Below are 24,725 nucleotides of genomic sequence, written 5' to 3' on the forward strand. Positions count from 1 at the left end.
TTAGGAGTCTTTTAAAAAATCTCAGACAGAAGCAACTATCCGCCACTTTTCCCCAACATATAAAAATGTATTTTTTATAAAATATACCATTTTAGTCATTGACTTGATCCTGATAGAGTGGTATTTTGGTGAGGAAACCGGTTTCCTATCGTTTAATTGCATACGGTTCACCGTGAAACAGGCAGATGCTGAAGAAGAAGTAAGCAGGACCGATCCGAAGATTAAAGGCATAACATTTGAAAGGAGAGTTCAATTATGAAATCGTATTCAAAGCTTTTGACCACTCTATCGCTTTCAATGAGCATGGTACTCGGTGCCGCATTACCCGCATGGGCTTCCCCGGATACAAGCGTGAATAACAAACTTGATTACAGCACGGACGTTGTTTATCAAATTGTGACCGACCGGTTCGCAGACGGCAATTCGTCTAACAATCCGACAGGCTCTGCATTCAGCAGCGATCATTCCAATTTAAAGCTGTATTTTGGGGGAGACTGGCAGGGAATCATCAACAAAATCAATGACGGCTACCTGACGGGTATGGGCGTTACGGCAATTTGGATTTCTCAGCCTGTGGAGAACATCACCTCTGTCATCAACTATTCCGGCGTTAACAACACAGCTTACCACGGATATTGGCCCCGGGATTTCAAAAAAACCAATGCCGCCTTCGGCAGCTTCACCGATTTTCAGAACCTGATCTCCACGGCGCATGCGAATAACATCAAGGTCATTATCGACTTCGCTCCAAACCATACCAGCCCGGCTTCATCCACGAACGCAAGCTTTGCCGAGAACGGTAAGCTGTATAATAACGGCACGTTGCTCGGAGCTTATGGAAGCGACTCCGCGGGTTTGTTCCATCACAACGGCGGCACGGATTTTTCCACCATTGAAGACGGTATTTACAGAAACCTCTATGATCTGGCGGACATCAATCAAAATAACAGCACAATCGACAGCTATTTCAAGGAAGCCATAGACCTCTGGCTTGGCCTCGGTGTGGACGGCATCCGGTTTGACGCAGTGAAACATATGCCATTCGGCTGGCAAAAAAGCTACGTCTCCTCCATCTATAGCAGCAGTCATCCGGTGTTCACCTTCGGCGAATGGTTCCTTGGCACTGACGAAACCAGCTCGGACAACGTCAATTTTGCCAACAACAGCGGTATGAACCTGCTTGACTTCGCATACGCTCAGGAGGTTCGGGAAGTATTCAAGGACAAATCGGAAACTATGAACGATCTCAACTCAGTGTTAGCCTCTACTGCATCCAGCTATAATTATATTAATAATATGGTAACCTTTATCGACAATCATGATATGGACCGCTTCCAGGTGGCAGGCTCCAGCACGCGGCCAACCGAACAAGCACTGGCGCTCACCCTGACATCCCGCGGAGTACCCGCCATCTACTATGGCACCGAGCAGTACATGACCGGCGTTGGTGATCCGAATAACCGGGCCATGATGACAGGGTTCAACACCAACACAACAGCTTACAAGCTGATTAAAGCCTTGGCCCCCCTGCGCAAGTCCAATCCGGCTATTGCTTACGGAACGACCACACAGCGCTGGGTCAATGACGACGTCTTCATTTATGAACGGAAATTCGGCAAAAGCGTCGCCCTCGTTGCCATCAACCGCAACACGTCCACGCCTTATCCGATTTCGAACCTGTTATCGTCGCTGCCTGCGGGCACCTATTCGGATGTGCTGGGTGGCCTGTTAAACGGCAATTCAATTACCGCCAGCAGCACCGGCTCCGTCTCGAATTTCACGCTTGCAGCCGGAGGAACGGCGGTTTGGCAATATGTTGCGGCAGAGACTTCGCCGGCCATCGCCAATGTAGGACCAACCATGGGCAAACCGGGCAACACTGTGACGATTGACGGCCGCGGCTTTGGCAGCACGGCGGGCACAGTCTATTTTGGCACTACGGCTGTCACCGGTTCAAACATTGTGAGCTGGGAAGACTCCCAGATTAAAGTGAAGATTCCAAGTGTCTCTGCAGGCAAGACGGCTGTATCGGTAGCCACTGCTTCCAGTACGAAGAGCAATGCTTTCAGCAATTTCAACGTGCTGACGGCCGATCAGGTCACCGTGCGCTTTAAAGTCAACAACGCCACCACAACCCTTGGAACAAGTGTATACCTGGTCGGCAATGTAGCTGAGCTTGGTGCCTGGAATACCTCTGGTGCTATTGGCCCAATGTACAACGTAGTTGAAGCCTCCTATCCAACATGGTATTTCGACGTCAGCGTACCGGCAGGGACAGCACTGCAGTTCAAGTTCATCAAGTCGAACGGCACCACCGTCACCTGGGAAGGCGGCAGCAACCATACGTATACGTCACCAACCAGCGGCGTAAGCACAGTGACGGTCGACTGGCAGAATTAAACGATAAATGCTGACTTGACCAGATATAGTTAAGCAGGAGCCGCTAGCACGGAATCTTCGCCGCCCATTCTCGGGCTAGGTGGAGACGCCGTGCTTTTTTATCTGGGAAGAGCGCTATCAGTCGAAATGTATATGCCGGAAGCCAATATGTATCGAAAAAATGAAATGCGACGACGAAGAGGAGTTTGCACAGTTGCTTACTGAGCCTAGAGATAATGCTAAATAGTACAGCCGCTGCTTCCTCATTGATCTGAGCCATTCTCAACGTGATTGCACTTTGTGCACTAGACATCCATGCCGCTCTTTCGCGGCACTTCAGACGATGAAATTTCATAGAAGACCCTCAATTTGGCTTCGCCAAATTCGAGGCTTCCATAACAATGTCCTCTGTTCGGACATCGTTATTTCAGGATAGAATACTCATTGTAGGGCGGTCAATGGCATTCTATTGTATTTGGTACAATTGATTTCTGGTATTTCGGCCCTGAATGAACTTTTCACGCAAATCTAATGTAGAGAGTGCAATAGTTTCTGTTTTCCGGTTGATTTGAAGCTAAACTGCTGCAGATAGTGCAATAGATTGGTTTTAAATTCCTCAGCAAAATCCTGCCGCCCCAGAGATTATTCAGAACGTCATACCCCTCTCCTCCTCCCCATATACATAAAAAGAACAGTTCCGGGCGTTGTCGCGGAACCTTTGCGGCCTTGTCAGAATAGGTTGCAGCATACAGCCAAGCTGGAGGGGGAGATGGGATCATGCCCGGAGATGAGATTAGGGCGCTGGAGCGGGCGATTGCCGAGATTACGGAGATTGCTTCCGGGTTCGGGCTGGATTTTTACCCGATGCGTTATGAAATATGCCCTGCCGATATTATTTATACCTTCGGGGCCTACGGGATGCCTACGCGGTTCGGGCATTGGAGCTTCGGCAAGACGTTTCACAAGATGAAGTCGCAATATGATTTTGGACTCAGCAAAATCTACGAGCTTGTCATTAACTCCAATCCCTGCTATGCCTTTCTGCTGGACGGCAACTCGCTTGTCCAGAACAAGCTGATCGTGGCGCATGTGCTGGCTCACTGCGATTTTTTCAAGAACAATATGCGCTTCTCGATGTCCAACCGCGACATGGTCGAGAGCATGTCGGCTACGGCGGACCGGATCGCCGGCTATTCCGTCACCTATGGTACAGATGCGGTGGAGAGCTTCATCGACTCCGTGCTGGCCGTTCAGGAGCACATCGACCCCAGCCTGATCCAGCCGCGCAAGCTGGGCAAAACCCACCTGCTGGAAGCCAAGATGCAGGAGCGCAAGGACGCCTCATCCGGCGGCGCCGGACCGGCAAATCCTTATGATGAGCTGTGGAATCTGGATAAGGGCAATGCGGGTACCCCGGAGGCGGATTCCGCAGGCAAACGCGCCTTCCCGCCCGAGCCGGAGAAGGATATCGTCTGGTTCATCCAGCAATATTCCACGTCGCTTGAGAGCTGGCAGCGCGACATCATGACCATGCTGCGTGACGAAATGCTCTACTTCTGGCCGCAGATGGAGACCAAGATCATGAACGAAGGCTGGGCCTCCTTCTGGCATCAGCGGATCATGCGCGAGCTGGATCTGACGCCGGAAGAGACAGTCGAATACGCCAAGCTGAATTCCGCGGTTGTGCAGCCCTCCCGCCAGAGCCTGAATCCGTATTATTTGGGGCTGAAAATCTTTGAGGACATCGAACGCCGCTGGGACCGCGATAAAATGTTCGAGGTGCGGGAGCTGGACTCTGACATCTCTTTTATCCGCAGCTATCTGTCGAAGCAGTTGGTCAATGATCTGGACTTGTACGTCTTCGAGAAGAAAGGCCCGGAATGGAAAATCACCGACAAGGCCTGGGAAAATGTCCGCGACCAGCTCGTACTCGCCCGGGTCAACGGCGGCTCGCCGTATCTTGTCATTCAGGACGCCGACTACGAGCGCAACGGCGAGCTGCTGATCGTGCACCGCTACGAGAGCATTGAGCTGGACCTGAAATACCTGGAGCGCACGCTCCCGCATATCTATACCCTGTGGGGCCGCACCGTGCACCTGCAAACCGTGGTCGAAGACAAAAAAGCCCTTTTTACCTATGACGGCAAAAAGGTGCAGCGGAAGTTTATGTAGTAGGGAGTTGGCCCGCCAGCACACGATTGTGCGCTGCGGGCCTTTTTCTGGTCGCTACCCCCAGTGACCGGGAAAATAGCACACGTAAAGGCTGTGATGGTGAGAGTAACGGAGGGAATTTTGGAACTGTAGGAGCGAAAGCGTCCGCCTGAGAGTTTTCCGTAGGAAAGCTAGCATCGTAAGATAAGCTGTCTCCGGATTTAATCCGCAAGGGGATATTATAAAATAAATCCGGAGACCACAGCGGCCGGAAGTCCCAACATTCCCGCAGTTACGGCATCCACCGCACAGCCTTTGCCCCACACAACTATTTTCCCGCCCGTACCCTCACCGGAACGTAAATCTCCATCACTGTATCCACTCTCCCGTGGCAGCGTTCGTCGTAATACTCGAAATCCAGCTTGCCTTCAGCATACTCGTAGCCGCTGGCCGGGAACCATTCCTCAAAAATATACCTCCAGGTGCTCTTAATCACCTGCACAAACGCCTCCTGATCTTTAGGTATCCACGGGCGGTGTGGTGAACACGGCGTATTCCGCCTCCGGTACCTCCGCCGTGAGCATGTCCCCGGTGACCCGGCTGAAGTCCTCCACAACCACACCCAGCAGATAAGTGGCATTGCCGCTCTCAGTGCCTGGCACACATAAGCCAACCTCTCCGTGCTTCGGCGGATTCAGAATGCCGTACATTTTCGATTCCAGATTCTCGCCTTCATAATTGCTCCAGAACGAAGCGATATCCTTCGTATACTGACCTTCCGCCACATTGGTGTGGATGCCGTAGCCCGCCACGCGGAAGCCATGTTTTTTTACAAATACAGGTTCCATCAAATAACCTCCGATTTCTAAAATAGTTCTGTCCTGATTCAGCAGAAACCCTTCCATCCGCGCCGCATATTGCGAGGGCGTATAGCCGTAAGTCTTGCGGAACGCCTTCGCGAACCCGCTCTGCGTCTCGAAGCCATAATCCAGCGCAATATCCATAATCCGTCTGCCGCTGAATAGCTCGACCGCTGCCAGGGACAGCTTCCGGCTCCGCACATACTCCATCACCGGCATGTCCTTGCACAGACTGAACACCCGGCTGAAATGATAGAGCGAATATCCAGCCTCCGCCGCAATGTCCTCGGCTGTCAGATTTTTTTTAATATTGTTCTCAATATATTCAATGCAGCGTTCAATATCTTTACTGTAATTCAAGCAGCCACCCAGCCTTTCCCCGATCGGTGATTTCATTATAGCAACTGCCCGCGCCCGGAGCTGTTCCTGTTTTGCTAAGCCGCTACAAATGTAACCTGACAGGGTGTAGTCAAGTTAATTCAGGTATAGTAAGCACTATATTCTGGATTAATTATTGAACTGGAGGAGAGTTTATGGCAGCAAAAACAAAAGAACAATTAGAATTGGAATACCAGTCCTTCATCCCTTATATTGAATCGCTGGATGCCCTTGCAGAGGCAGACTGGGAAGCACCCATCGAGGCTGGCAAATGGTCATTAAAGGAGATGCTCTGCCACATCATGCTGTGGGACAAATACTTTTATGAGGAAGCTATCGCTAAAGTGAAGGAGGATCAGCCGCTGACAGTAACACATCAGAACTTCAACGAGTTCAACGCCCGGGCCGTTGAATACGCGAAGCCCCTGAACAAACAGACGGCTATCCAGCAATTTGTGCTGTACCGGAAGAAGATTTTAGATGTCATTATGCTATCGGGTGAGGAAGAATTTGCGAAAATCCATTTGGACGGGGACCGCAAGAAATTCAGCTTCCGGGGGTATCTGAGAGACTTTATTCCGCATGACAAACACCATAAGAAGCAAATGGAGCAATACATACAGTCCATCACCGGCAAGTAAACCCGCCAATCATAGGCAAGGTGTTCATACCAGAGGACAAGCTCTTCCGCAAAAAAGAAGCGTACCGCTTGTTGCAGGAGGTACGCTTCTTTGCGGTTCACTGTAGGTTACTCAAGTACAGTAATCAAACTTCCAGGCTAATCATCGCCATACCGCTCCACTTCAAGCGACGCCAGTAAGAATGGGGCCACCCCCATCGGCGCATCAGACACTACGGCCTCGGAAATATAATAGTCATAGGAGCCGTTCCGGTCCTTGCTGAGACCCGCCCCGTGGCAAATCCGATGCAAATGAACGCCCTGTTCATCCTCACTGGTCAAATGCGCCAGTATCCCTTCATAGCCGTTCAGCATCGAATCTTTGAAGGAAGGCTCCAGATACCGCAGCCGCAGCCCTTTGGCCATCGCATATACAAACATGCAGGAGCCGGTGGCTTCGAGATAGTTGCCTTTGCGTCCCGCTTGATCCAGCACCTGGTACCAAGGACCAGTCTCCTTGTCCTGAACGTCCACAAGCGCTCCGCACATGCGCTGGAAAATCCCGATGATGGTTCCCCGCTGGGGATGTGTAACAGGAAAATGCTCTAGACAATCCACTACAGCCATCGCATACCAGCCCATCGCCCGGCTCCAGAAATGGGACGACAAGCCGGTGGAGGAGTCGGCCCATTCCTGCTCCCGGGATTCATCCCAACCGTGATAGAGCAGGCCGGTGCGCGGGTCGCGGGTTCTGCGCTCAATCAGCAGCAGTTGGTGGGCGGCTTCGTGGATCAGCTCCGGGCGCTGAAATACTGCTCCATATTCAGCAAGAAACGGCGACGCCATATACGATCCGTCCAGCCACATCTGGAAGGGATAAATCTTCTTGTGCCAGAACCCGCCTTCCGAGGTGCGGGGATGACCGATGAGCTGAGCTACCAGCAGATGGGCCGCTTCGGCGTAGCGGGTCTCTCCGGTATTCTGGTACAGCCAGAACAGATTTTTCCCCTGGTTGATCTGGTCCAGGTTGTATTCCTCCAGCGAATAGGTACGGATGGAGCCGTCCTCTCCAATGAAGGTGTTCATATGCCGCTCCATAAATGTCAGATACTCCGGCTCTGCGAGCTGAACTCCGGCCCGGGCCACCGCCATCAGCAGCATGCCGGGGACATATGCCCAGCGTTCCAGTACAAATTCGTGCTCCCCCTCCGCATTGCGCCCGCCGAGAATTGTATCCGCGATTTTGCGGGACCACCGTACATCCGTTGCTTGAGCTAGACGCATCGCTATTCCTCCTGTCGCTTGTCTGACAAGCTAAGTTCGATCTTATATACCGGCAAGCTGCCTCCGCAGCCAGCTAAACGCCGGTTCACCATGAATTTCATGCCCCCCTGCAAAAAAATCCGCCTCGACCCCGCGCCCTTGGCCCGCAGCTTCATAAATCTGCTGTAGCCTGGCTAAGGCTTGCCTTGCCGGGTCCGGTCCGAACAGTTGATCCGCGTCTCCCGATTCCAGGAACAAACCGCGCGGTGCAATCAGCCCCAGCAGATCCGGCATTTCCGCCTCCAGCAGAATGCCGGGAATATAGTTATCCAGACAGTGGCTTCTGGTCAGAATGCTGTCTGCAAATGTATTGGCGTACCCGCTGACCACGGCGCAGGCAATCCGTTCGTCAAGTGCCGCCGTGAAGCCGGCCACCAGTCCTCCGCCGGAAATCCCCATAATGCCTACGCGTTCCGGGCTGACCTCAACCAGACTCTGCAGATAATCCAGCGCCCGCATGGTTTCGTAGATGCGGCAGCCGGCCATCGTCCGGCCGGCCAGCAGCAGTGCCGAAGACAGGCGGAAGCAGGAATTACGACCGGGCTCTCCGCTGGCGAGGTCCTCCTGCAGACGTCTGTCCCCGAAGCCGAGCAGCTCCGGCGCGGCGACGATGAAGCCTTGTCTCACCAGGGACACGGCAAAATCCTTATGCAGCCCCGGGTCGCCTTCCCGGTCCGAGCCGTCCGGCTCCAGACCGATGATCTCCCGGCTGCCGTAGCCGTGTCCGTGAATTGCTAGAACCGCAGGTGCGGGAGAAGAGAGCGGACGGTCCGGGATTAGGAGATAGAGCGGCATGCGCAGCCCCTCGCAGGTAGTGATCTCAACACGCCTCCGGGTATACCCGGGACAAGCTGTCTCCTCCAGAAGATCAGGCTGCAGCTCTGCATGTCTCTCCGGGAAGCCGCCCAGCCGTTCAGCAAAAGCTGCTGCCAGCCCGGCCCGCCATTCCCCGTAAGGAATGTCCTTGCGGTACGCAGAGCTGTGCGGTGCAGAATCTGTCAATTGCTTCATGTAATGCTCAAGTGGTTCCATCTGAAGCCGCCTCCTTCTCCAATCCGCAATATGCAGATGCTTAATAGCCTTCAGGATACCCGCCAGCCATCACAGACAACAATTAACATGGCGGCTTCTTTCATATCAGCCAGTAACTATTCTATAATAACCTTAACGCTTCGGAAGAGATGGGGAGATTCATGAATAGCGTGAGCAGCGTAAGTCCCAAATATTATATAGAAGAAGAACGGTTCAGCATCCAGCACATGAAACGCAAGGGGGTTACCGCCATGCCCCGGCCCCACAGCCATGAGCTGACCGAGCTGTACTACCTCACAGAAGGTGAGCGCGTATACTTCGTAGACGACCGGGTGGTTACGGTTCATAAAGGCGAGCTGATCCTCATCCCCGGCCGGGAGCTTCATGCTACCTCAAGCTCCGAAATCGCTGAATTCGAACGGATTCTGATTAATTATGATCCGGGCCTGCTGCCTGCTCCGCTCCAGACCGAGGCCCAATGGTTCCAGCACCCCAGGTACCGCCTGTTCAGACTGACCCTGCGCGAGCAGAACGAGGCGGAAGGCCTGCTGCACCGGATGCTGGAAGAATGCCGGCTCCAGCGCCCGTATTATGAGACGGCTATAGTTACACTGTTTACCGAGCTAATGCTCCTGCTTCAGCGTTCAGAGAACACCTCGCAGACCGGGGAGACGAAACATCCGCTCCATCATCTGGTGACGGATGTTGCGACCTTTATCCGCGATCACTACCGGGAGACATTAACTCTGGAAAAGACAGCGGGGCACTTTTTCATCAGCCCCTCTTACCTGAGCCGGGTTTTCCACCGGCTGACAGGCTTTCATTTCCGGGAATACATCGTTCATGTACGCGTCAGGGAAGCCGAACGTCTCTTGGCAGGCACTTCAGTCAAAATTCAGGAGATCGCTTCTCTGGTCGGATTCGAGCATCTGTCCCATTTCAACAAGACATTCAAAAAATCTACCGGTCTGACGCCTCTCCAATACCGGAAGGGCAGCTAACGAGCAGAATGTAAGCACAACCAATTATAGTTCGTATAAGTGTAATTTTCTTGCATTTTCCATGCTTTATTTCTTCATTTTTACACTTCCTTGTTCAGTTATACCCTTTCACTGCTTGTAACGGAGTCACTTGTCCCTCTAAAATGGGTGTAATACGATGTTTTTAAAGGGGGAGAGCGTCCTCGGAAAGAGAAAGAAGCTATACACCCCCTTTTTTATAGCTGACACCGCCTTGACCGAATACCAGAAGCAATTTTCGGAATGGTCCGCCAAGCCGCAGCACTAACAAGGCACTGCATGTCCGAAAAATAAGCCACAAGAAGCGTGTCCCGCCGTTCCGGGGACACGCTTCTTCATTGCGCTGCCGCTTGCCGAGGAGATTATTCAGGCAACCGGCAGCCGCAGCCGGCAGGGACCTACCGGTTCAGCAGGCTTCCGACATATTTGAGCAGCTCATTGGCGCAGATCGGGCAGTAGCCGTGATCGTCGATCAGACGTCTGGACACCTCGTTAATGCGCTTAAGCTGGCTTTCATCCGGTGTTTTGGAGGAGGTGGTGATTTTGACGATATCCTTCAGGTCAGCAAACAGCTTTTTCTCAATGGCTTCGCGGAGCCGGTCATGATTATTGTATTCGAACTTTTTGCCTTTGCGGGAATAGGCGGAAATGCGGATCAGAATCTCTTCGCGGAACGCCTTCTTGGCATTTTCGGAAATGCCGATCTGCTCTTCAATGGAGCGCATCAGGCGCTCATCCGGCTCCATCTCCTCATCCGTGAGCGGGTCACGGATTTTGGCCCAGTTGCAGAACGCTTCGATGTTGTCGAGATAGTTCTCGAACAGTGTTTTGGCCGATTCCTCAAAAGAGTAGACAAAAGCCTTCTGCACCTCGCTCTTGGCCAGAATGTCGTATTCCTTGCGGGCAATGGAAATAAAGTTCAGATAACGCTCCCGCTCCTCCTTCGTAATTGAAGGATGCTGGTCCAGACCGTCCTTGATTGCCCGCAGCACATCCAGCGCATTCATGCACTGCAAATCGCCCTTGATCAGCGCACTGGAAATCCGGTTGATGACATAACGCGGGTCGATACCGGACATCCCTTCGTCCAGATACTCGGTCTGCATCTCCTTGAGATCGGCTTCCTTGTAGCCCTCGACCTCTTCACCGTCGTACATGCGCAGCTTTTTGATCAGATCCATGCCCTGCTTCTTGCTCTCCTTAAGGCGGGTCAGGATGGAGAAAATCGCCGCTGCCCGCAGCGCATGCGGGGCAATATGCACATGCTTCATGTCGCTCTGGGCGATCAGCTTGGCGTAGATTTTCTCCTCCTCAGACACTCTGAGGTTATATGGAACCGGCATAACGATCATACGCGACTGGAGCGCTTCGTTCTTTTTATTGGAGATGAAGGATTTATACTCCGTTTCATTCGTATGGGCAATGATCATTTCATCCGCCGAAATGAGCGCGAACCGGCCTGCCTTGAAATTCCCCTCCTGGGTCAGCGACAGCAGGTTCCAGAGAAATTTCTCATCGCACTTGAGCATTTCCTGGAACTCCATCAGCCCGCGGTTGGCCTTGTTCAGCTCCCCGTCGAACCGGTAGGCGCGCGGGTCGGATTCTGATCCGAATTCGGTAATGGTGGAAAAGTCGATGCTGCCTGTCAGGTCGGCAATATCCTGCGACTTCGGATCGGAAGGACTGAAGGTCCCGATACCGACACGCTCCTCCTCCGACAGCAGCACACGCACTACCTTCACCTGCTCAATGTCGCCGCGGTATTCATTCCTCAGCCGCATCTGGCAGGAGGGGCACAGGTTGCCCTCAATGCGTACCCCAAGCTCCCGCTCAATCTCAGGACGCAGCTCCAGGGGGATCAAATGCAGCGGGTCCTCATGCATCGGGCAGCCTTCAATCGCATATACCGCACCCGCATCGGTGCGCGAATACAGCTCAAGGCCGCGCTTCAGCAGCGTAACGATTGTCGATTTGCCCCCGCTGACCGGTCCCATCAGCAGCAATATCCGTTTGCGCACATCAAGCCGCCGGGCCGCGGAATGAAAATACTCCTCCACCAGCTTCTCGACGGCACGGTCGAGTCCAAAAATCTCCTGCTCAAAAAACTTATACCTTTTGCGTCCGTTGATCTCTTCAACGCCGTGTGACTTGATCATGTCGTATACGCGGGAATGAGCCGTTTTGGCGGGAGAGGGGTCTTTTTTCAATAGTTCTATATAGTCCTTGAAGGTGCCGCTCCACGCCAAACGGTCGTTCTCAGCCCGATACGAAGCTATACGCTCAAATATATCCATTGCTCGCTGCCTCCTCTTGCGCTCCTACTTGCTCCACCAGCTTTAAAAGTGTATTACATAACTATGCGGCGAGCCCGGAATAGTTGACCTCTTTTTTGCTGTGCTATAATAGAGAATCGTTAATTTCTCTATCCCGCAGCTCTCCTGCAGCGAAGCTGTTTTCACGTTCTTCAAGGGGGGGAGCGAAAGCTTGCATATAACTTTAATCTAAGGCGCAGGAGTGACAACTATGGCCGTCAAGCATGAAACGGAGCTATATGCTCCTTTGAAAAAATTTTTTGAAGGACAAGGCTATGAGATCAAAGGCGAGGTGCGGACCTGCGATTTGGTGGGCATACGGGCGGACGAGGAGCTGCCGCTGATCGTGGAGATGAAAAAATCGTTCAACCTCGCTCTGCTGCTGCAGGGGGTTGAACGACTGAAGCTTAGTCCGAGCGTCTACCTTGCGGTAGAACGGGTGCGGGACAAAAAAGGCGCGGTGAACCAGCGCTGGGGCGAACTTACCGGGCTGTGCCGCCGGCTCGGCCTCGGGCTGATCACCGTGGTCTTCTACAAGACCAAGGCCCCGCTCGTCGAGGTGCTCGCGGAGCCGGGCGACACGCCGCCTCAGGTCCGCAGCGGCGCGCGGCGGCGCGAGCGGCTGCTCTATGAGTTCCGCGAGCGCAGCGGGGACTACAACACCGGCGGCAGCACGCGCGTCAAGCTCGTGACGGCCTACCGCGAGAAGGCGCTGCGCGTGGCACTCGCGCTGCAGGCGGCCGAGGCCGAAGCCGCTCACGCGGCCGGCCTCGCCGGCTCGCGCGCCCAGCTTCGCGGCGCGCCCGGGGCAGAGGCGCGGCGCGGCGTGACTCCCGCCGAGCTGCGCAAGAGAAGCGGCGTGCCGGGCGCCGCCGCGTTCCTGCAGAAGAACTACTATGGGTGGTTCTTCCGGGTGGAGCGCGGCCGCTACACGCTCACGGCCGCCGGAACCGCAGCGCTGATCGAATACGCCGCAATCGCGGAGATCAGCGCGGGCAAGCTGTAGGCCTGCCGCTCCGCACGGCGGACCGCACGCCCTTGCGGCACCGTCACCGTAAGGTCCGCTGACCGCCGCGCGTGGTCCCGCCTATCGTCCGCCGGTCTGGAATCTCGCCCCGCTGACGCTCCAGCCCCTTCAGACACTTTAGCTGCACGCTCTACAGTTAAATAAAGCATTTTAGCATCTCAAGGGAGTTTAACTGCACTCCGTACATATAAATTTACGTTTTTGGCTGATTAAGGCGCTAACTGCAACATTTAACTGTACCAGCTACAATTAAATGCCCACATCAGGTATTTTCCACCTGAATAATTGCAGGAAATACAGTTATCCAGAAGCAACTCAGCTTTATACTTGCCCGGATCGCTAAATCCCGCAATATGCGCTGCCCTACGGATTCCTGCACGGCATAATAATCCTTCGCAGCACGCCAAAGAGGAGCTGTCCCTTCCGCAAAATATCTGCTTGGGGACAGCTCCTCTTCCTGCCGTACAAGTGACAACGGTAGGGACGCTGCACAGCCCTAGCCGGTTATCACCTTTTTTGAAGATTTAACGGCTTGTCCGCCTGTTAAATCCGTTTACGCCCGAACCGTATACAGCAATTCCTTCTCCCTCACTGAAGAGCGGCCTGCGGACTCGATGGAGTCATACTCCTGAATATTCGTAATGATGACCGGCGTGATGGTGCTGAAGCCTGCTTTTTCAATCTCGGCGAGATCGAATTCCATCAGCAGGTCGCCGATTGCGACTTTGGTGCCTGCGGCAACCTTCGGCGAGAAATGCAGGCCCTTCAGCTTCACAGTGTCAATCCCGATGTGAATCAGCATTTCAGCTCCGTTGTCACTGACGAGGCCAATGGCATGGCCGCTCTTGGACAAGGAGAACACCGTCCCGTTAATCGGTGACACCACACGGCCTGCAGATGGCTGAATGGCAAAGCCTTTACCCATAATTTCTTCCGAGAACGCCGGATCGTTCACTTCGCTCAGCGGTTTGACTTCACCGGTAATTGGACTGAAAATTTCCTCACTAACTCTTACCAGCTCGGACGCTGGAGCGGATGCTGCAGACACACTTGCCGCAGCAGCGGAACCCGATACCGCCACCGGCTCAGCTTTTACCTCAGCTTCATCTTCAAAGCCCAGAATATAAGTAACGATAGCCGCAACAGCGGAACCAATCAGAAAGCCGATAACCGAATAGACAAAGGTCGCACCCAGAACCATCGGAATACCGGAGAGACCGGCAAGACCGCCGATTACATACGCTTTTACTTTGAACAGACTAAGGAAGGCTCCACCCACCGCTCCGCCGACCAGTGCGGCGATGAACGGCTTCTTCAGGCGCATGTTCACACCATACATAGCCGGCTCTGTAATCCCCATAAATGCGGTAATACTTGTGGACATCGAAAGAGACTTCAGCTTGGAATTTTTTGTTCTCAGGGAGACACCCAGGGCACTGCCTGCCTGTGCAAAGTTAGCCACCATCATGATTGGAATCATGTAGTCATAGCCGAGCTGCGCAATCGAAGCAATCATAATCGGAATCAAGGCGTAGTGCATCCCTGTAATGATGAGCAGCGACATGGTTCCGCCAAGCAGGAGACCCGCGAAGAGACCCGTATTTTCGAACAGCCAGCTAATACCTCCGGTAAGGCCGTTCCCGATAATTACGCCGAGCGGACCAACGGCAACCAGTGTAAGCGGCACAATTACAAGCAGTGTGACGGTTGGAACAATGATCAGCTTAAGCGAAGCGTGCGTTACTTTATCTACCGCTTTTTCCACATAGGAAGCGAGCCATACGGCAATTACAATCGGAATTACGGAAGACGAATAGGTTGCTGCAACAACCGGCAGCGAAGCAAAGGTAACCTTTTCACCGGATGCCAGCAAGGTTGTAATCGTCGGGTGAAGAATCGCAGCCCCAATGGCGGCGGCTATATACATATTGCTTCCCAGCTTGCGGGCGGCGCTGACCGCCAGGACGATAGGCAGGAAATAGAAGGCTCCGTCGCCGATAGCCGAGAGAATCACATAGGTTGAATTGCTTGTTCCCATCCAGCCCATAGCTACCAGAAGCGCCACAATCCCTTTAATCATCCCCGCGCCGGTGATCGCCGGCAGAATCGGGGTGAAGATCCCCGAGATAAAGTCAAACAGCTTGCTGAGCGGGTTCCCCTGCTTCTTCTCTACCGCCCCGGAGGACACCTTCTGATCAGGAGAAACCTTCATATTACCAACCAGCTCATTGTATACCACAGGCACATCGTTGCCGATGATAACCTGGAATTGCCCTCCGTTAATCATAACGCCCATGACGCCGTCTGTTTTCTGCAGAGCCGCCTTGTCTGCCCGGTCATTGTCATTAAGATTGAAACGCAGACGTGTCATACAATGGGTAACCTGATCAATATTTTCTTCTCCGCCTACCAGCTTCAGTATTTCTTTGGACAATGCTTTTTTATCCATGATGTTGTGCACCTTCGCTTCTGAGTGTATTTTGACAAAAATAAAAACCTAAACACCGACCAGCGATGCCTCTTGCCCTCATCACCGTTCGTGTTTAGGTTTTGCCTGCTTAGAGTAACAATCCCGTCCACCATTATTCAGTTGAATCATCGTTTCGTATAATCCGTTCAATATGAATGGTCATATACAGGATTTCTTCCTTGGACAAGACCCGCTTGTAAATTTTGCGTGTGTAATCCGAAATCTTGATCGCACAGGCATGGGCCTCCGGGTATTGCTTGCTGACCAGCTCATGCAGCGCATGATCCTTGTCCCTGTCTTCAATAGGTGTTCCCTGAACGACCCGCTGCGCAAAGAATTTCAGATGCGTAAGGAAGCGGAAGTACCCCAGAGACTCCTCGTCCAGCTCGATAAGAAAGCTTCGCCGTACAATGTTCAGTATGTCCTTTACAATGTTGGTTATACTCACCGTTTCCCGCATTTCACCGTTCATCTGGGCATTGACCAAATGCATGGTAATGAAAGCGCACTCGTCCTCCGGCAGCAGAACACCAAGCCTCTCCTCGATGATTTGCAGCGCTTTTAGCCCGATCGAGAACTCCCTGCGGTACATCCGTTTAATCTCCCACAGAAGTGCATTCTTGATTTGAAGCCCCTGACGGTGGCGGTCGATGGCAAAATGGATATGGTCCGTCAACGAGATATAGATGCTGTCGTGCAGCTTCTCTCCCAGCACCGTCTCGGCGTAGCGGATCACTTCATCGGAGCACTCCACATATTCCATCGGAATGTCCGAGAGAAGCGCCATAAGCTTTTGTGATACTTCTTTGTTGTCCAGTGAGAATACCTTCTCAATTTTGTCCTCATCAATCTCGTCGCCGGCCTGTTTCTTGAAGGCAATCCCGCGTCCCATAACGACCTGTTCCTTCTGGCTGGCGTCCAGCACGGTGACGACATTATTGTTGAGTACCTTCGCAATTTTCATTCCATCACCTTACACCGTCAGAGTAGTAAAATAGGCAAAACCAAAACGGGCATTATAAGAACGCCAGTTTCTGGTTTTGCCTGAACTAACAGTAACAATCCAGTTATTTTACCTGTACCAGCATCTTAGCACATCAACCTGAGGTTGACAACGTTTTTATGAAAACGGTTTTTTATAGGAGCTGAATTTTAGATTGCCAAGTCGGCATTAGTCGTAGCTGCGGGGAAGGTTTGGACTTCCGGCCGCTGCGCCTACTCTAATGTTGCCCCATTTGTTCCAATAACTTCCTTGTACCAGTCAAAAGATTTTTTCTTATATCGTGCAAGTGTGCCTGTACCGTCGTTGTTGCGGTCTACATAGATGAAGCCGTAACGTTTCTTCATTTCGGCCGTAGATGCGCTGACAATGTCGATACAGCCCCAGGTGGTGTAGCCCATTACTTCAACACCGTCCAGAATGGCTTCTCCCACCTGCACCAAATGATCGTTAAGATATTTAATTCTGTAGTCGTCTTGCACCGTCTTGCCGCCATTGCCGTCATCTGTCAGTTGATCCACTGCCCCAAGACCATTCTCCACGATAAACAGCGGCTTCTGGTAGCGGTCATAGAAACGATTGAGCACATAGCGCAGGCCCTGCGGGTCAATCTGCCAGCCCCATTCACTGGCTTCCAGATGCGGATTGGGCACACCACCGAGCAAATTCCCTTTACCGGCGATTCGCTTCTCGGGATCTCCCGTCTCACAGATGCTCACATAATAGCTGAAGGAGATAAAATCAACCGTATTCTTAAGCAATTCCGCGTCTCCAGGCTCAAAATGAATCTCAATGCCGTGATCTCTGAAGTAGCGCTTCATATAATTCGGATACTCGCCGCGGGCATGAACATCGGCAAAGAAATCATTTTTATGCTCGGACTCCATACATGCAATCACATCGTCCGGGTTCGGCGTCAGCGGATAGGTCGGCATACTGAGCACCATGCAGCCAATTTGGGCTCCCGGCATGATTTCATGGCCCAGCTTAACGGCAAGCGCACTTGCCACCAGCTCATGATGAACCGCCTGGTACAAATCCTGCTTGGACAGCTTTTCTTTTGGCGTATAGATGCCTCCGCTCATGAACGGCGCTTCCAGAATAGAGTTGATTTCATTAAAGGTCAGCCAGTATTTCACTTTATCCTTATACCGGTTGAACACAGTAGTCACGTAACGCTCGTAGAACCCGATCAGCTTGCGGTTCACCCAGCCGTCATATTCCTTGGCGAGATGCAGCGGCGTTTCATAGTGGGACAGCGTCACCAGCGGCTCAATCCCGTATTTCAGGCATTCATCGAACAAATCATCGTAGAACTGCAGGCCTTGCTCATTTGGGGTCAGATCGTCGCCGTTTGGATAAATGCGGGACCAGGCAATGGACGTGCGGAATACCTTGAAGCCCATTTCGGCGAACAGCTTCACATCCTCTTTATAGCGGTGATAAAAATCAATCCCGATCAGCTTCAGATTGTTCTCTGTCGGCTCCTCCGTAAGCGGTCCGGCAATCCCCTGCGGCATTACATCCTGTGTGGACAGTCCTTTGCCGTAGCTGTTATAAGCGCCTTCGCATTGATTGGCGGCAACCGCTCCTCCCCATAAGAATCCTTCGGGAAATGGTGTCTGCATCATCTTTTCCACCCTTCTTGTACTTTGTTATTTACAAAATTTCGCCGTTCGACGCAATGACCTTCTTGTACCATTCAAAAGAATCCTTCTTGCTGCGGTTCAGTGTGCCAGCTCCCTCATCATCCAGATCCACGTAAATGAAACCATACCGTTTGGACATTTCCGAGGTGGACATACTCACCAAATCAATCGGACCCCAGCTCGTATAACCGAGCAATTCAACGCCGTCTTTAATGGCCTCTTTCATCTCCGCAATATGCTGCCGCAAATAATCAATCCGATACTGATCATGGACGGAGCCGTCGGCTTCTACCTGGTCATACGCACCAAGTCCGTTCTCGACGATGAACAAAGGCTTTTGATAGCGGTCATACAAGTGGTTCAGCGTAATGCGCAGGCCCACCGGATCAATCTGCCAGCCCCAATCGGAGGCCTGCAAATACGGATTCTTGATCCCGCCCAGCAAATTCCCCGCCGTAGCTTCTCCTTCCGGACCAGCCGACACAGTTAGCGTCATATAATAGCTGAACGAGATAAAATCAACCGTGTGGGCGGCAAGAATCTCGTCATCCCCAGGCTCGCGTGAAATTTCAATGTTGTTCTCTGCAAAATACCGGTCCATATAACGCGGATACTTCCCGCGGGCATGCACATCGGTGAAGAACAGATTCATCTGGTTCTCCTGCTGGCTCTTGCGCACATCTGCCGGGTTGCAGGTATGCGGATAGGACTCCATCCGGGCCAGCATACAGCCGATTTGCGAGCCGGGAATAATCTCATGACCAAGCTTTGTCACCAGCGCACTGGCCACGAACTGGTGATGCAGCGCCTGATACACCGTTTGCAGCTTATTTTCCAGACGGTCTGAAAGAATCCCGCCTCCGGTATAGGGACTGAACACCATAACGTTGATCTCATTGAAGGTCAGCCAGTATTTCACTTTGTTCTTATAGCGGTTGAATACGGTTTCGGCATACTTCACGTAGTGCTGAATCACTTCGCGGCTGGCCCAGCCGTTGTATTTCTGTGTAAGTCCGAGCGGCGTTTCATAATGCGACAAGGTCACCAAAGGCTCGATGCCGTATTTATTCAATTCATCGAAAACCTGATCATAGAACTGAAGGCCCTGCTCGTTCGGCTCCGCATCATCGCCATTCGGAAAAATCCGTGACCAGTTGATGGACATCCGGAACACCTTAAAGCCCATTTCGGCGAATAAAGCGATGTCCTCCTTGTAGCGGTGATAGAAATCTACACCTTCCCGTTTAGGAAATCTGTCGTTTACTTCTCCGGCAAGAATCCCGCTGATCCGCTCCGTGGAAATTTCCATCGCGTGATCTCCCTGCCGCTTCTCCTTCGGCACATAAGCGATCATATCTGCGGTAGACAGACCTTTGCCACCCTGATCATAAGCACCCTCAAGCTGATTGGCAGCGGTTGCGCCGCCCCACAAAAAGTGTTCAGGAAATCCATTTTGTACTTTAGCCATTCCAATTCCCTCTCTTCCTTATACATTTCAAATGATAGCCAAAAACAAGAAAAACCTAAACATATGGCAAAATCATTTGACCCTTCTTACAAAGGCTCAAAATGTTCACCATCAGTTTAGGTTTTGCCTGGCACGGCCAGTAACAATCCAGAAACGATGTGTTTAAGGATGATTTAATTAACATCAGCCTAACACAGCTTTTGAGAAATTTCAAATCATTAATCTGCCCGGCTCAGCTTCGCGCCGTGAACTCTGTGACTGCCTCGCTCATCAGATTCATGCCCAGCAGCAGCTCATCCCTGCCCGGATGGCTGAAGTTGAGGCGGATGCGGCCAGAGCCTCCGCTCACGCTGCACAGCGGTCCGGGCAGGAAGGCTACGCCCTTAGCCAGCGAGGCTTTCAGCAGCGCCATCGCATCCAGCCCTGCCGGCAGCGAGACCCACAGGAACATGCCGCCTGCCGGCAGATCATAGCTGCTGCTCTTCCAGGCGGGACGCTTGAGCAGCTCAGCCATAAGCTTCAGCCGGGTGTTGTATTCGCGGTTCAGCAGCGCAATGTGCTCGCGCAGATCGAAGGCCGTCACATCCAGCAGATGGTGCAGCAGCCGCTGGTTCAGGGAGCTGGACTGCCAGTCGGCCATCTGCTTCGCAGCAGCCATCATGCCGATCAGCTCGCGGCTGCCCGCTGCCCAGCCCGTCCGCAGCGCAGGCGCGACCGTTTTGCTGAAAGAGCCGATGTAGAGCACATGTCCGCCCTCGCTGACATTCTCCAGCGCATACAGCGAAGGATATTTCACCGACGGACGTTCGGTATATCGCTGAAAATGCAGATCGCCATAGGAGTCGTCTTCGACAATCAGCACATCATGACTGGTGCACAGCTCCAGCACTTCCTTGCGTCTTGCAAGGCTCCAGAGAATACCGCTCGGGTTGGTAAAGCTCGGCGCGGCAAACAGCATCTTGGGCCGGTGCTGGCGAATCTGCGTCCGCAGATGATCCGGCAGCAGCCCGTCGCGGTCTCCTTGAACCGGGATAATCACTGCCCCTTGCATCCGCAGCGCTTGCAGAATACCCGGAGAGGTCGGATTTTCCACCAATATACGGTCTCCCGGATCGACATATACCCTGGACAGCAAATCAATCGCTTGTTGACTTCCCGTTGTCAGCAGAACTCCGCCTTCGGCAACAGCTACCCCCTTGGCCTTCAGCCAATCTCCGGTTAACCATTCCCGCAGCGGACCATACCCTTCAGGATCACCGTATTGCAGCGCCCCGGCATCTGCCGAGATGACTGTGGAGGCCGTCTCTGCAAGCAGCGACAACGGAAACAATTCTTCTGCCGGCAGCTCCTCCGCAAGTGAAATCAGCATCCCTCTGCGCGTCTCTTTACGAATGCTCAGAAGCGGTGAAGAGTTCAATGTATGTGCGCGGGCAGAAAACTCATATTTCATACGCTTCCCCCTTTCCCTGGTACCAAGAATATTCCTTGCCGGCCGGCAATATGTCGCTGAACAGGGGCTATGCGTACAATTGCTTGTTTTGTCTGGAGAAAAGAGCGAATTTCTCAATCGCCTGCGCCCGTGTGGACACCTCCAGCTTCACATAAATCTTGCGCAGATAGTTGTCGATGGAACGGCGGCTAACCTCAATCTCAAGAGCGATTTTATCATATGTAATTCCCTGAACAATCCGTTCCATTATGAACATTTCGGTCTGGGTCAGTTGCAGCAGCCCGTCCATTCCCCGTGAGGACGCAATCGGACGAAAGCCTTTTTCTATCCAATCCAGGGGGATTGAGAGGAACCCTTGACGCAAACCGTTAATCATTTGCAGCAGTTGATCGGAAGAGGCTCCCTTGGATAATACACCACTGGCACCCAGCTCAATCAGCGGCTGGAATAAGTCTCTGTCCTCCTCCTCCGTCATAACGATGAAATGGGAGCCTTGCGAGCTTTTTTTCATCTCCTGCAGCACACTTTCCACATTTCCCTCGGGCATCTGATAATCCGTCAGCACCAAATCCGGCTGCGTCTCCCGAATACCGCCAACCCCTTCGTTCCAAGTGGATAACATCCCGACAACCTCAAGCTCCCCTCCTTCCTCCAAAATCAATTTCGTACCCAGCATGCTTGTGGGGTAACAGCCCACGATAACCACCCGCCAAACCTTCCTCATTAATGCCCAGACCTCCTGCTGTCTATATAATATACCCAGAATGGAGAACGCTATAGCGTTTCCGTTCAACACGCAAGCAAGGATGTATGATGTCTTGTTCGTATTTCCTTCTTTTACCTTGAATACGTCCATCAGATATTCCAATCTATAGAAATTGTATCGCAGTAGTTTGATAGTATGCAATCACTTTTTCATGTTTTCATAGGTACTTTCACTTTTGCGAAAATTGTAAAAGTCTGATAGAATGGGAGCTTGATAAAATATGCCTGAGGTGATCAAATGCAACCGCTAGCGGAATCGACACCGGTACACTCACGCCGTACTGCGGCGAGAAGCCGATCTTCCGTAAAATGGTTTTTACTGTTCTGGATTTTGATGATCGGGCTCGGCTTTTATGCCGTGTACAGCTACACCAACCATCTTAAAGAACAAGTGCTAAACGAGCTTGGCACTCAAAGCCAGCAGCAGCTTACCGTTTTGAAGACCGATTATGAATCGCGCATCGCCGTTCTCTCCGACCAGGTGAAGGAGCTGCAGAACACTGTGCAGACCTTTAACGAACTGCTCACCTTCACCAAAGATAATGCCAGCAACAAAACAGACAACAGCAACAAGCTGTATACACAACTGAGCGAAGTCCGCAAGCAGCTAGCCGCCCTGCAAAAAGAAATGGATCTACTGAAATGATGACGCCGGTCAAAAGAGTCAACCGTTTCTTCATGCTTCTGACCGCGCCGTTCTTCGGCTTGCTGCTCTGCTTGTGGTGGTATCAGCCGCCGCTTGAACTGAATATGAATATTGGCCAATTCGCTGCCGTTCCCGGCCCAGTCAAGGAGACGGCCGCACTTAAGCAGGATTTGACTGCTGCCCAAGCCGCAGCCTCTACAACGATTCATTCCATCAGCGCCAGCGCCAAGCTGTACAAGCAAACCACAAATACCATGAACGCACTGGTCAATGCGGCCAAGACGGAGGCCTCGCGCCCTGAGCGAATCTACAACCGCCGGATTTCCGGGAGACTGGGAATACCCGCCGATATTGTGAACTCTGACCGGATTACCATCGAACTCTACCGGCTTAATCCGGGAAGTTATACAGCCTACGCCTTAAAGATCAAGCTGAAAGACCCTGCGGCCATGAAGATGAGTCTGGCCGGCGATGGCACCGGCGGAGCCGAGACTACACTGCAGGCCGTAAGCCGCTATGGCGCAACCGCCGGGATCAACGCTGGCGGATTTGCCGATAAGGGCAGCAAGCGTTACCCGCTTTCCACGACAATAGTCGGCGGAGCGTATGTATACGGTTTTGAATCCAGCTATAAGGACCTTAGCTTTGTCGGCCTGAACCAATCGGGTCAGCTCATCGGCGGCAAATTCTACAGCCAATCCCAGCTTGATCAGCTCCAGCCGGTATTCGGTGCAACCTTTGTGCCAGTCCTGCTGAAGAACAGCAATAAAGTGGCTATCCCTGTCAAATGGCAGCTATCTCCCAAGCGTGCACCGCGCACAGTTATCGGCAAGTACAAGGATGATCAACTGCTGATTATGGTAGCGGACGGCTATAATGAGAGCGGCAATTCAGGCGCTACGCTGGAGGAGCTTCAGAACAAGCTGTATAACATGGGGGTCATTGACGCCTATAATCTGGATGGCGGCGGCTCTTCTTCCCTCATCTTCAAGGGCAGAGTCATTAACGATCCGTCAGATGGAAATTTGCGCCGGGTTCCTACCAGTTTTCTCTTTTTCAAGTGAACACAGCTACTCCTGGAGGTGCCAGCAGGTCGTTCTCTTTGACTTTTTGAATCATCACTATAGTAAAATAATTCTAATGAAAGGGAGCGCCGCACTGATGTGCGGCGCTCCCTTTTTTGGCTATAGCCCACTTTTTACAGAAAAGCCTGCCATTATGGGCATTCCCCAAGAGGACGCCGACTGCTGCCTTTCATATGTACATGTTGCCTCTTGCGCACATTCTCGGGGAATGCACTGCTGTTACTTAGGCGTGTCTTGGCAATTGAGTCATTTCGGTCAGGCATTCGGCACAAATATAACGGTCTTTATATTCGCTTACGCCCTCCATTGATCCACAAAAGACACATTTCGGACGGTAACGCTCCAGAATGATGTGATCGCCCTGTACCAAAATTTCCACAGGATCTCCTTCATTCATTTGGTACCTTTTACGCAAGGACTTAGGCAGAACAATTCTACCTAGCTGATCTACTTTTCTAACTACGCCAGCAGGTTTCATATCTAACTTACACTCTCCTGTTCAACTAAAAATTAGTATCTACTACTTATTTCGGCACTATTCTACTATTTCGTTACCAAAATGTCGAATCCTGCTGAAAAAATCAAAAATTCGTGATTTCTTTTAGAAAAGTTGTGGGAAATCCATCTGACGCAGCGCTTCATAGACAATAATCGCCGCAGAGTTGGATAAATTAAGCGATCTAACCGCCTCGCTCATCGGCATCCGCATGGCCGTTTCTTTGCCGGCTTCGAGAATTTCCGCAGACAACCCCTTGGTCTCTTTGCCAAATACAAAGAAATCTCCGTCCCGGAACGCAAAATCAGTATAACGTTTCTCAGCCTTGGTCGTTGCATAGAAGAAGCGGCCATCCGCATATTTCTCCAGCACTTCCCCAAAGGAGTCATGATATTCAATATGAACGGCATGCCAATAATCAAGGCCCGCCCGCTTCAGTGTGGCATCGTCCGTACGGAAGCCAAGCGGACGCACCAGATGCAAATGAGTGCCTGTAGCCGCGCAGGTACGGGCAATATTGCCGGTGTTCGCCGGAATCTCCGGTTCTACCAGCACAATGTGTAGTGCCATAGTAAGTTAACTTCCTCTCTTTCGGA

The 24,725-nt window shown here is 52.2% G+C and carries 21 protein-coding genes; 7 read left to right on the forward strand and 14 right to left on the reverse strand.

Going from position 1 to position 24,725, the window contains the following annotated elements:
- Positions 1 to 255: 255 nt before the first annotated feature.
- Both B212_RS0117460 and B212_RS0117470 read left to right on the forward strand, forming a co-directional pair.
- Positions 256 to 2,400 carry an alpha-amylase family glycosyl hydrolase gene (locus tag B212_RS0117460; RefSeq protein WP_019912238.1) on the forward strand — a complete coding sequence of 715 codons (2,145 nt, stop codon included), beginning with the start codon at positions 256 to 258 and terminating at the stop codon, positions 2,398 to 2,400.
- Positions 2,401 to 3,156: 756 nt separating this feature from the next.
- The gene (locus B212_RS0117470; protein WP_019912240.1) at positions 3,157 to 4,551 is read left to right on the forward strand and encodes a SpoVR family protein; all 1,395 of its coding nucleotides are present in this window, start codon (positions 3,157 to 3,159) and stop codon (positions 4,549 to 4,551) included.
- Positions 4,552 to 4,858: 307 nt separating this feature from the next.
- Here B212_RS0117470 and B212_RS35730 read toward each other — a convergent pair whose 3' ends face one another.
- Together B212_RS35730 and B212_RS35735 are read right to left on the reverse strand one after the other, a co-directional pair.
- The gene (locus B212_RS35730) at positions 4,859 to 5,032 is read right to left on the reverse strand and encodes a GyrI-like domain-containing protein (protein WP_198015868.1); all 174 of its coding nucleotides are present in this window, start codon (positions 5,030 to 5,032) and stop codon (positions 4,859 to 4,861) included.
- Positions 5,033 to 5,048: 16 nt separating this feature from the next.
- Positions 5,049 to 5,750, reverse strand: a complete 702-nt coding sequence (locus tag B212_RS35735; RefSeq protein WP_198015869.1) for a helix-turn-helix domain-containing protein — start codon at positions 5,748 to 5,750, stop codon at positions 5,049 to 5,051.
- 173 nt (positions 5,751 to 5,923) lie between these two features.
- Here B212_RS35735 and B212_RS0117480 point away from each other — a divergent pair, with 173 nt between their 5' ends.
- Positions 5,924 to 6,409 (forward strand): DinB family protein, encoded by a 486-nt coding sequence (locus B212_RS0117480; protein WP_019912241.1) that lies wholly within the window; start codon positions 5,924 to 5,926, stop codon positions 6,407 to 6,409.
- Between the two features lie 137 nt (positions 6,410 to 6,546).
- On the opposite strand, the gene B212_RS0117485 is transcribed toward B212_RS0117480, so the two are convergent.
- The gene (locus tag B212_RS0117485) at positions 6,547 to 7,671 is read right to left on the reverse strand and encodes a glycoside hydrolase family 88/105 protein (RefSeq protein WP_019912242.1); all 1,125 of its coding nucleotides are present in this window, start codon (positions 7,669 to 7,671) and stop codon (positions 6,547 to 6,549) included.
- A gap of 42 nt (positions 7,672 to 7,713) precedes the next feature.
- The gene (locus B212_RS0117490; protein WP_019912243.1) at positions 7,714 to 8,742 is read right to left on the reverse strand and encodes a dienelactone hydrolase family protein; all 1,029 of its coding nucleotides are present in this window, start codon (positions 8,740 to 8,742) and stop codon (positions 7,714 to 7,716) included.
- Positions 8,743 to 8,903: 161 nt separating this feature from the next.
- Here B212_RS0117490 and B212_RS0117495 point away from each other — a divergent pair, with 161 nt between their 5' ends.
- Positions 8,904 to 9,743: a helix-turn-helix transcriptional regulator gene (locus B212_RS0117495; RefSeq protein WP_019912244.1), complete on the forward strand. Its 840-nt coding sequence runs from the start codon at positions 8,904 to 8,906 to the stop codon at positions 9,741 to 9,743.
- Positions 9,744 to 10,159: 416 nt separating this feature from the next.
- Here B212_RS0117495 and B212_RS0117505 read toward each other — a convergent pair whose 3' ends face one another.
- Complete coding sequence (locus tag B212_RS0117505; RefSeq protein ID WP_019912246.1) at positions 10,160 to 12,055, reverse strand: PrkA family serine protein kinase; 1,896 nt, start codon at positions 12,053 to 12,055, stop codon at positions 10,160 to 10,162.
- A 229-nt stretch (positions 12,056 to 12,284) separates the two neighbouring features.
- Between B212_RS0117505 and B212_RS0117510 the strand changes: the two genes are divergently transcribed.
- Positions 12,285 to 13,079 (forward strand): DUF2161 family putative PD-(D/E)XK-type phosphodiesterase, encoded by a 795-nt coding sequence (locus B212_RS0117510; protein ID WP_019912247.1) that lies wholly within the window; start codon positions 12,285 to 12,287, stop codon positions 13,077 to 13,079.
- On the opposite strand, the gene B212_RS34580 is transcribed toward B212_RS0117510, so the two are convergent.
- From B212_RS34580 to B212_RS0117545, 7 genes are all read right to left on the reverse strand, one after another.
- Positions 13,001 to 13,249: a hypothetical protein gene (locus B212_RS34580; RefSeq protein WP_156830159.1), complete on the reverse strand. Its 249-nt coding sequence runs from the start codon at positions 13,247 to 13,249 to the stop codon at positions 13,001 to 13,003. The genes B212_RS0117510 and B212_RS34580 overlap by 79 nt on opposite strands.
- A gap of 404 nt (positions 13,250 to 13,653) precedes the next feature.
- Entirely contained in the window at positions 13,654 to 15,549 is a 1,896-nt protein-coding gene (locus B212_RS0117520) for a beta-glucoside-specific PTS transporter subunit IIABC (RefSeq protein WP_019912249.1), read from the reverse strand.
- A gap of 133 nt (positions 15,550 to 15,682) precedes the next feature.
- Positions 15,683 to 16,534 (reverse strand): BglG family transcription antiterminator LicT, encoded by an 852-nt coding sequence (gene licT / locus B212_RS0117525; protein ID WP_019912250.1) that lies wholly within the window; start codon positions 16,532 to 16,534, stop codon positions 15,683 to 15,685.
- Between the two features lie 251 nt (positions 16,535 to 16,785).
- A complete protein-coding gene (locus B212_RS0117530; protein ID WP_028530899.1) occupies positions 16,786 to 18,198 on the reverse strand; it encodes a glycoside hydrolase family 1 protein in 1,413 nt (470 codons plus the stop codon).
- Between the two features lie 31 nt (positions 18,199 to 18,229).
- A complete protein-coding gene (locus B212_RS0117535) occupies positions 18,230 to 19,687 on the reverse strand; it encodes a glycoside hydrolase family 1 protein (protein ID WP_019912252.1) in 1,458 nt (485 codons plus the stop codon).
- A 232-nt stretch (positions 19,688 to 19,919) separates the two neighbouring features.
- Positions 19,920 to 21,137, reverse strand: coding sequence for an aminotransferase-like domain-containing protein (locus B212_RS0117540; RefSeq protein WP_019912254.1), 1,218 nt, complete (start codon positions 21,135 to 21,137; stop codon positions 19,920 to 19,922).
- A gap of 67 nt (positions 21,138 to 21,204) precedes the next feature.
- Positions 21,205 to 21,861 carry a response regulator transcription factor gene (locus tag B212_RS0117545; protein ID WP_019912256.1) on the reverse strand — a complete coding sequence of 219 codons (657 nt, stop codon included), beginning with the start codon at positions 21,859 to 21,861 and terminating at the stop codon, positions 21,205 to 21,207.
- A 279-nt stretch (positions 21,862 to 22,140) separates the two neighbouring features.
- On the opposite strand from B212_RS0117545, the gene B212_RS0117550 reads away from it, so the two are divergent.
- Both B212_RS0117550 and B212_RS0117555 read left to right on the forward strand, forming a co-directional pair.
- Positions 22,141 to 22,548, forward strand: coding sequence for a hypothetical protein (locus B212_RS0117550; protein ID WP_019912257.1), 408 nt, complete (start codon positions 22,141 to 22,143; stop codon positions 22,546 to 22,548).
- The gene (locus B212_RS0117555) at positions 22,545 to 23,612 is read left to right on the forward strand and encodes a phosphodiester glycosidase family protein (RefSeq protein ID WP_019912258.1); all 1,068 of its coding nucleotides are present in this window, start codon (positions 22,545 to 22,547) and stop codon (positions 23,610 to 23,612) included. Before B212_RS0117550 ends, B212_RS0117555 begins: the two co-directional genes overlap by 4 nt.
- A 244-nt stretch (positions 23,613 to 23,856) precedes the next feature.
- Here the strand turns inward: B212_RS0117555 and B212_RS0117560 are convergent, their stop codons facing one another.
- Together B212_RS0117560 and trmL are read right to left on the reverse strand one after the other, a co-directional pair.
- Positions 23,857 to 24,111 (reverse strand): AbrB/MazE/SpoVT family DNA-binding domain-containing protein, encoded by a 255-nt coding sequence (locus tag B212_RS0117560; protein WP_019912259.1) that lies wholly within the window; start codon positions 24,109 to 24,111, stop codon positions 23,857 to 23,859.
- A gap of 123 nt (positions 24,112 to 24,234) precedes the next feature.
- A complete protein-coding gene (trmL, locus tag B212_RS0117565; RefSeq protein WP_019912260.1) occupies positions 24,235 to 24,699 on the reverse strand; it encodes a tRNA (uridine(34)/cytosine(34)/5-carboxymethylaminomethyluridine(34)-2'-O)-methyltransferase TrmL in 465 nt (154 codons plus the stop codon).
- Positions 24,700 to 24,725 lie beyond the last annotated feature (26 nt).

It is taken from the genome of Paenibacillus sp. HW567 (genome assembly GCF_000374185.1).
Classification (GTDB): domain Bacteria; phylum Bacillota; class Bacilli; order Paenibacillales; family Paenibacillaceae; genus Paenibacillus_AQ.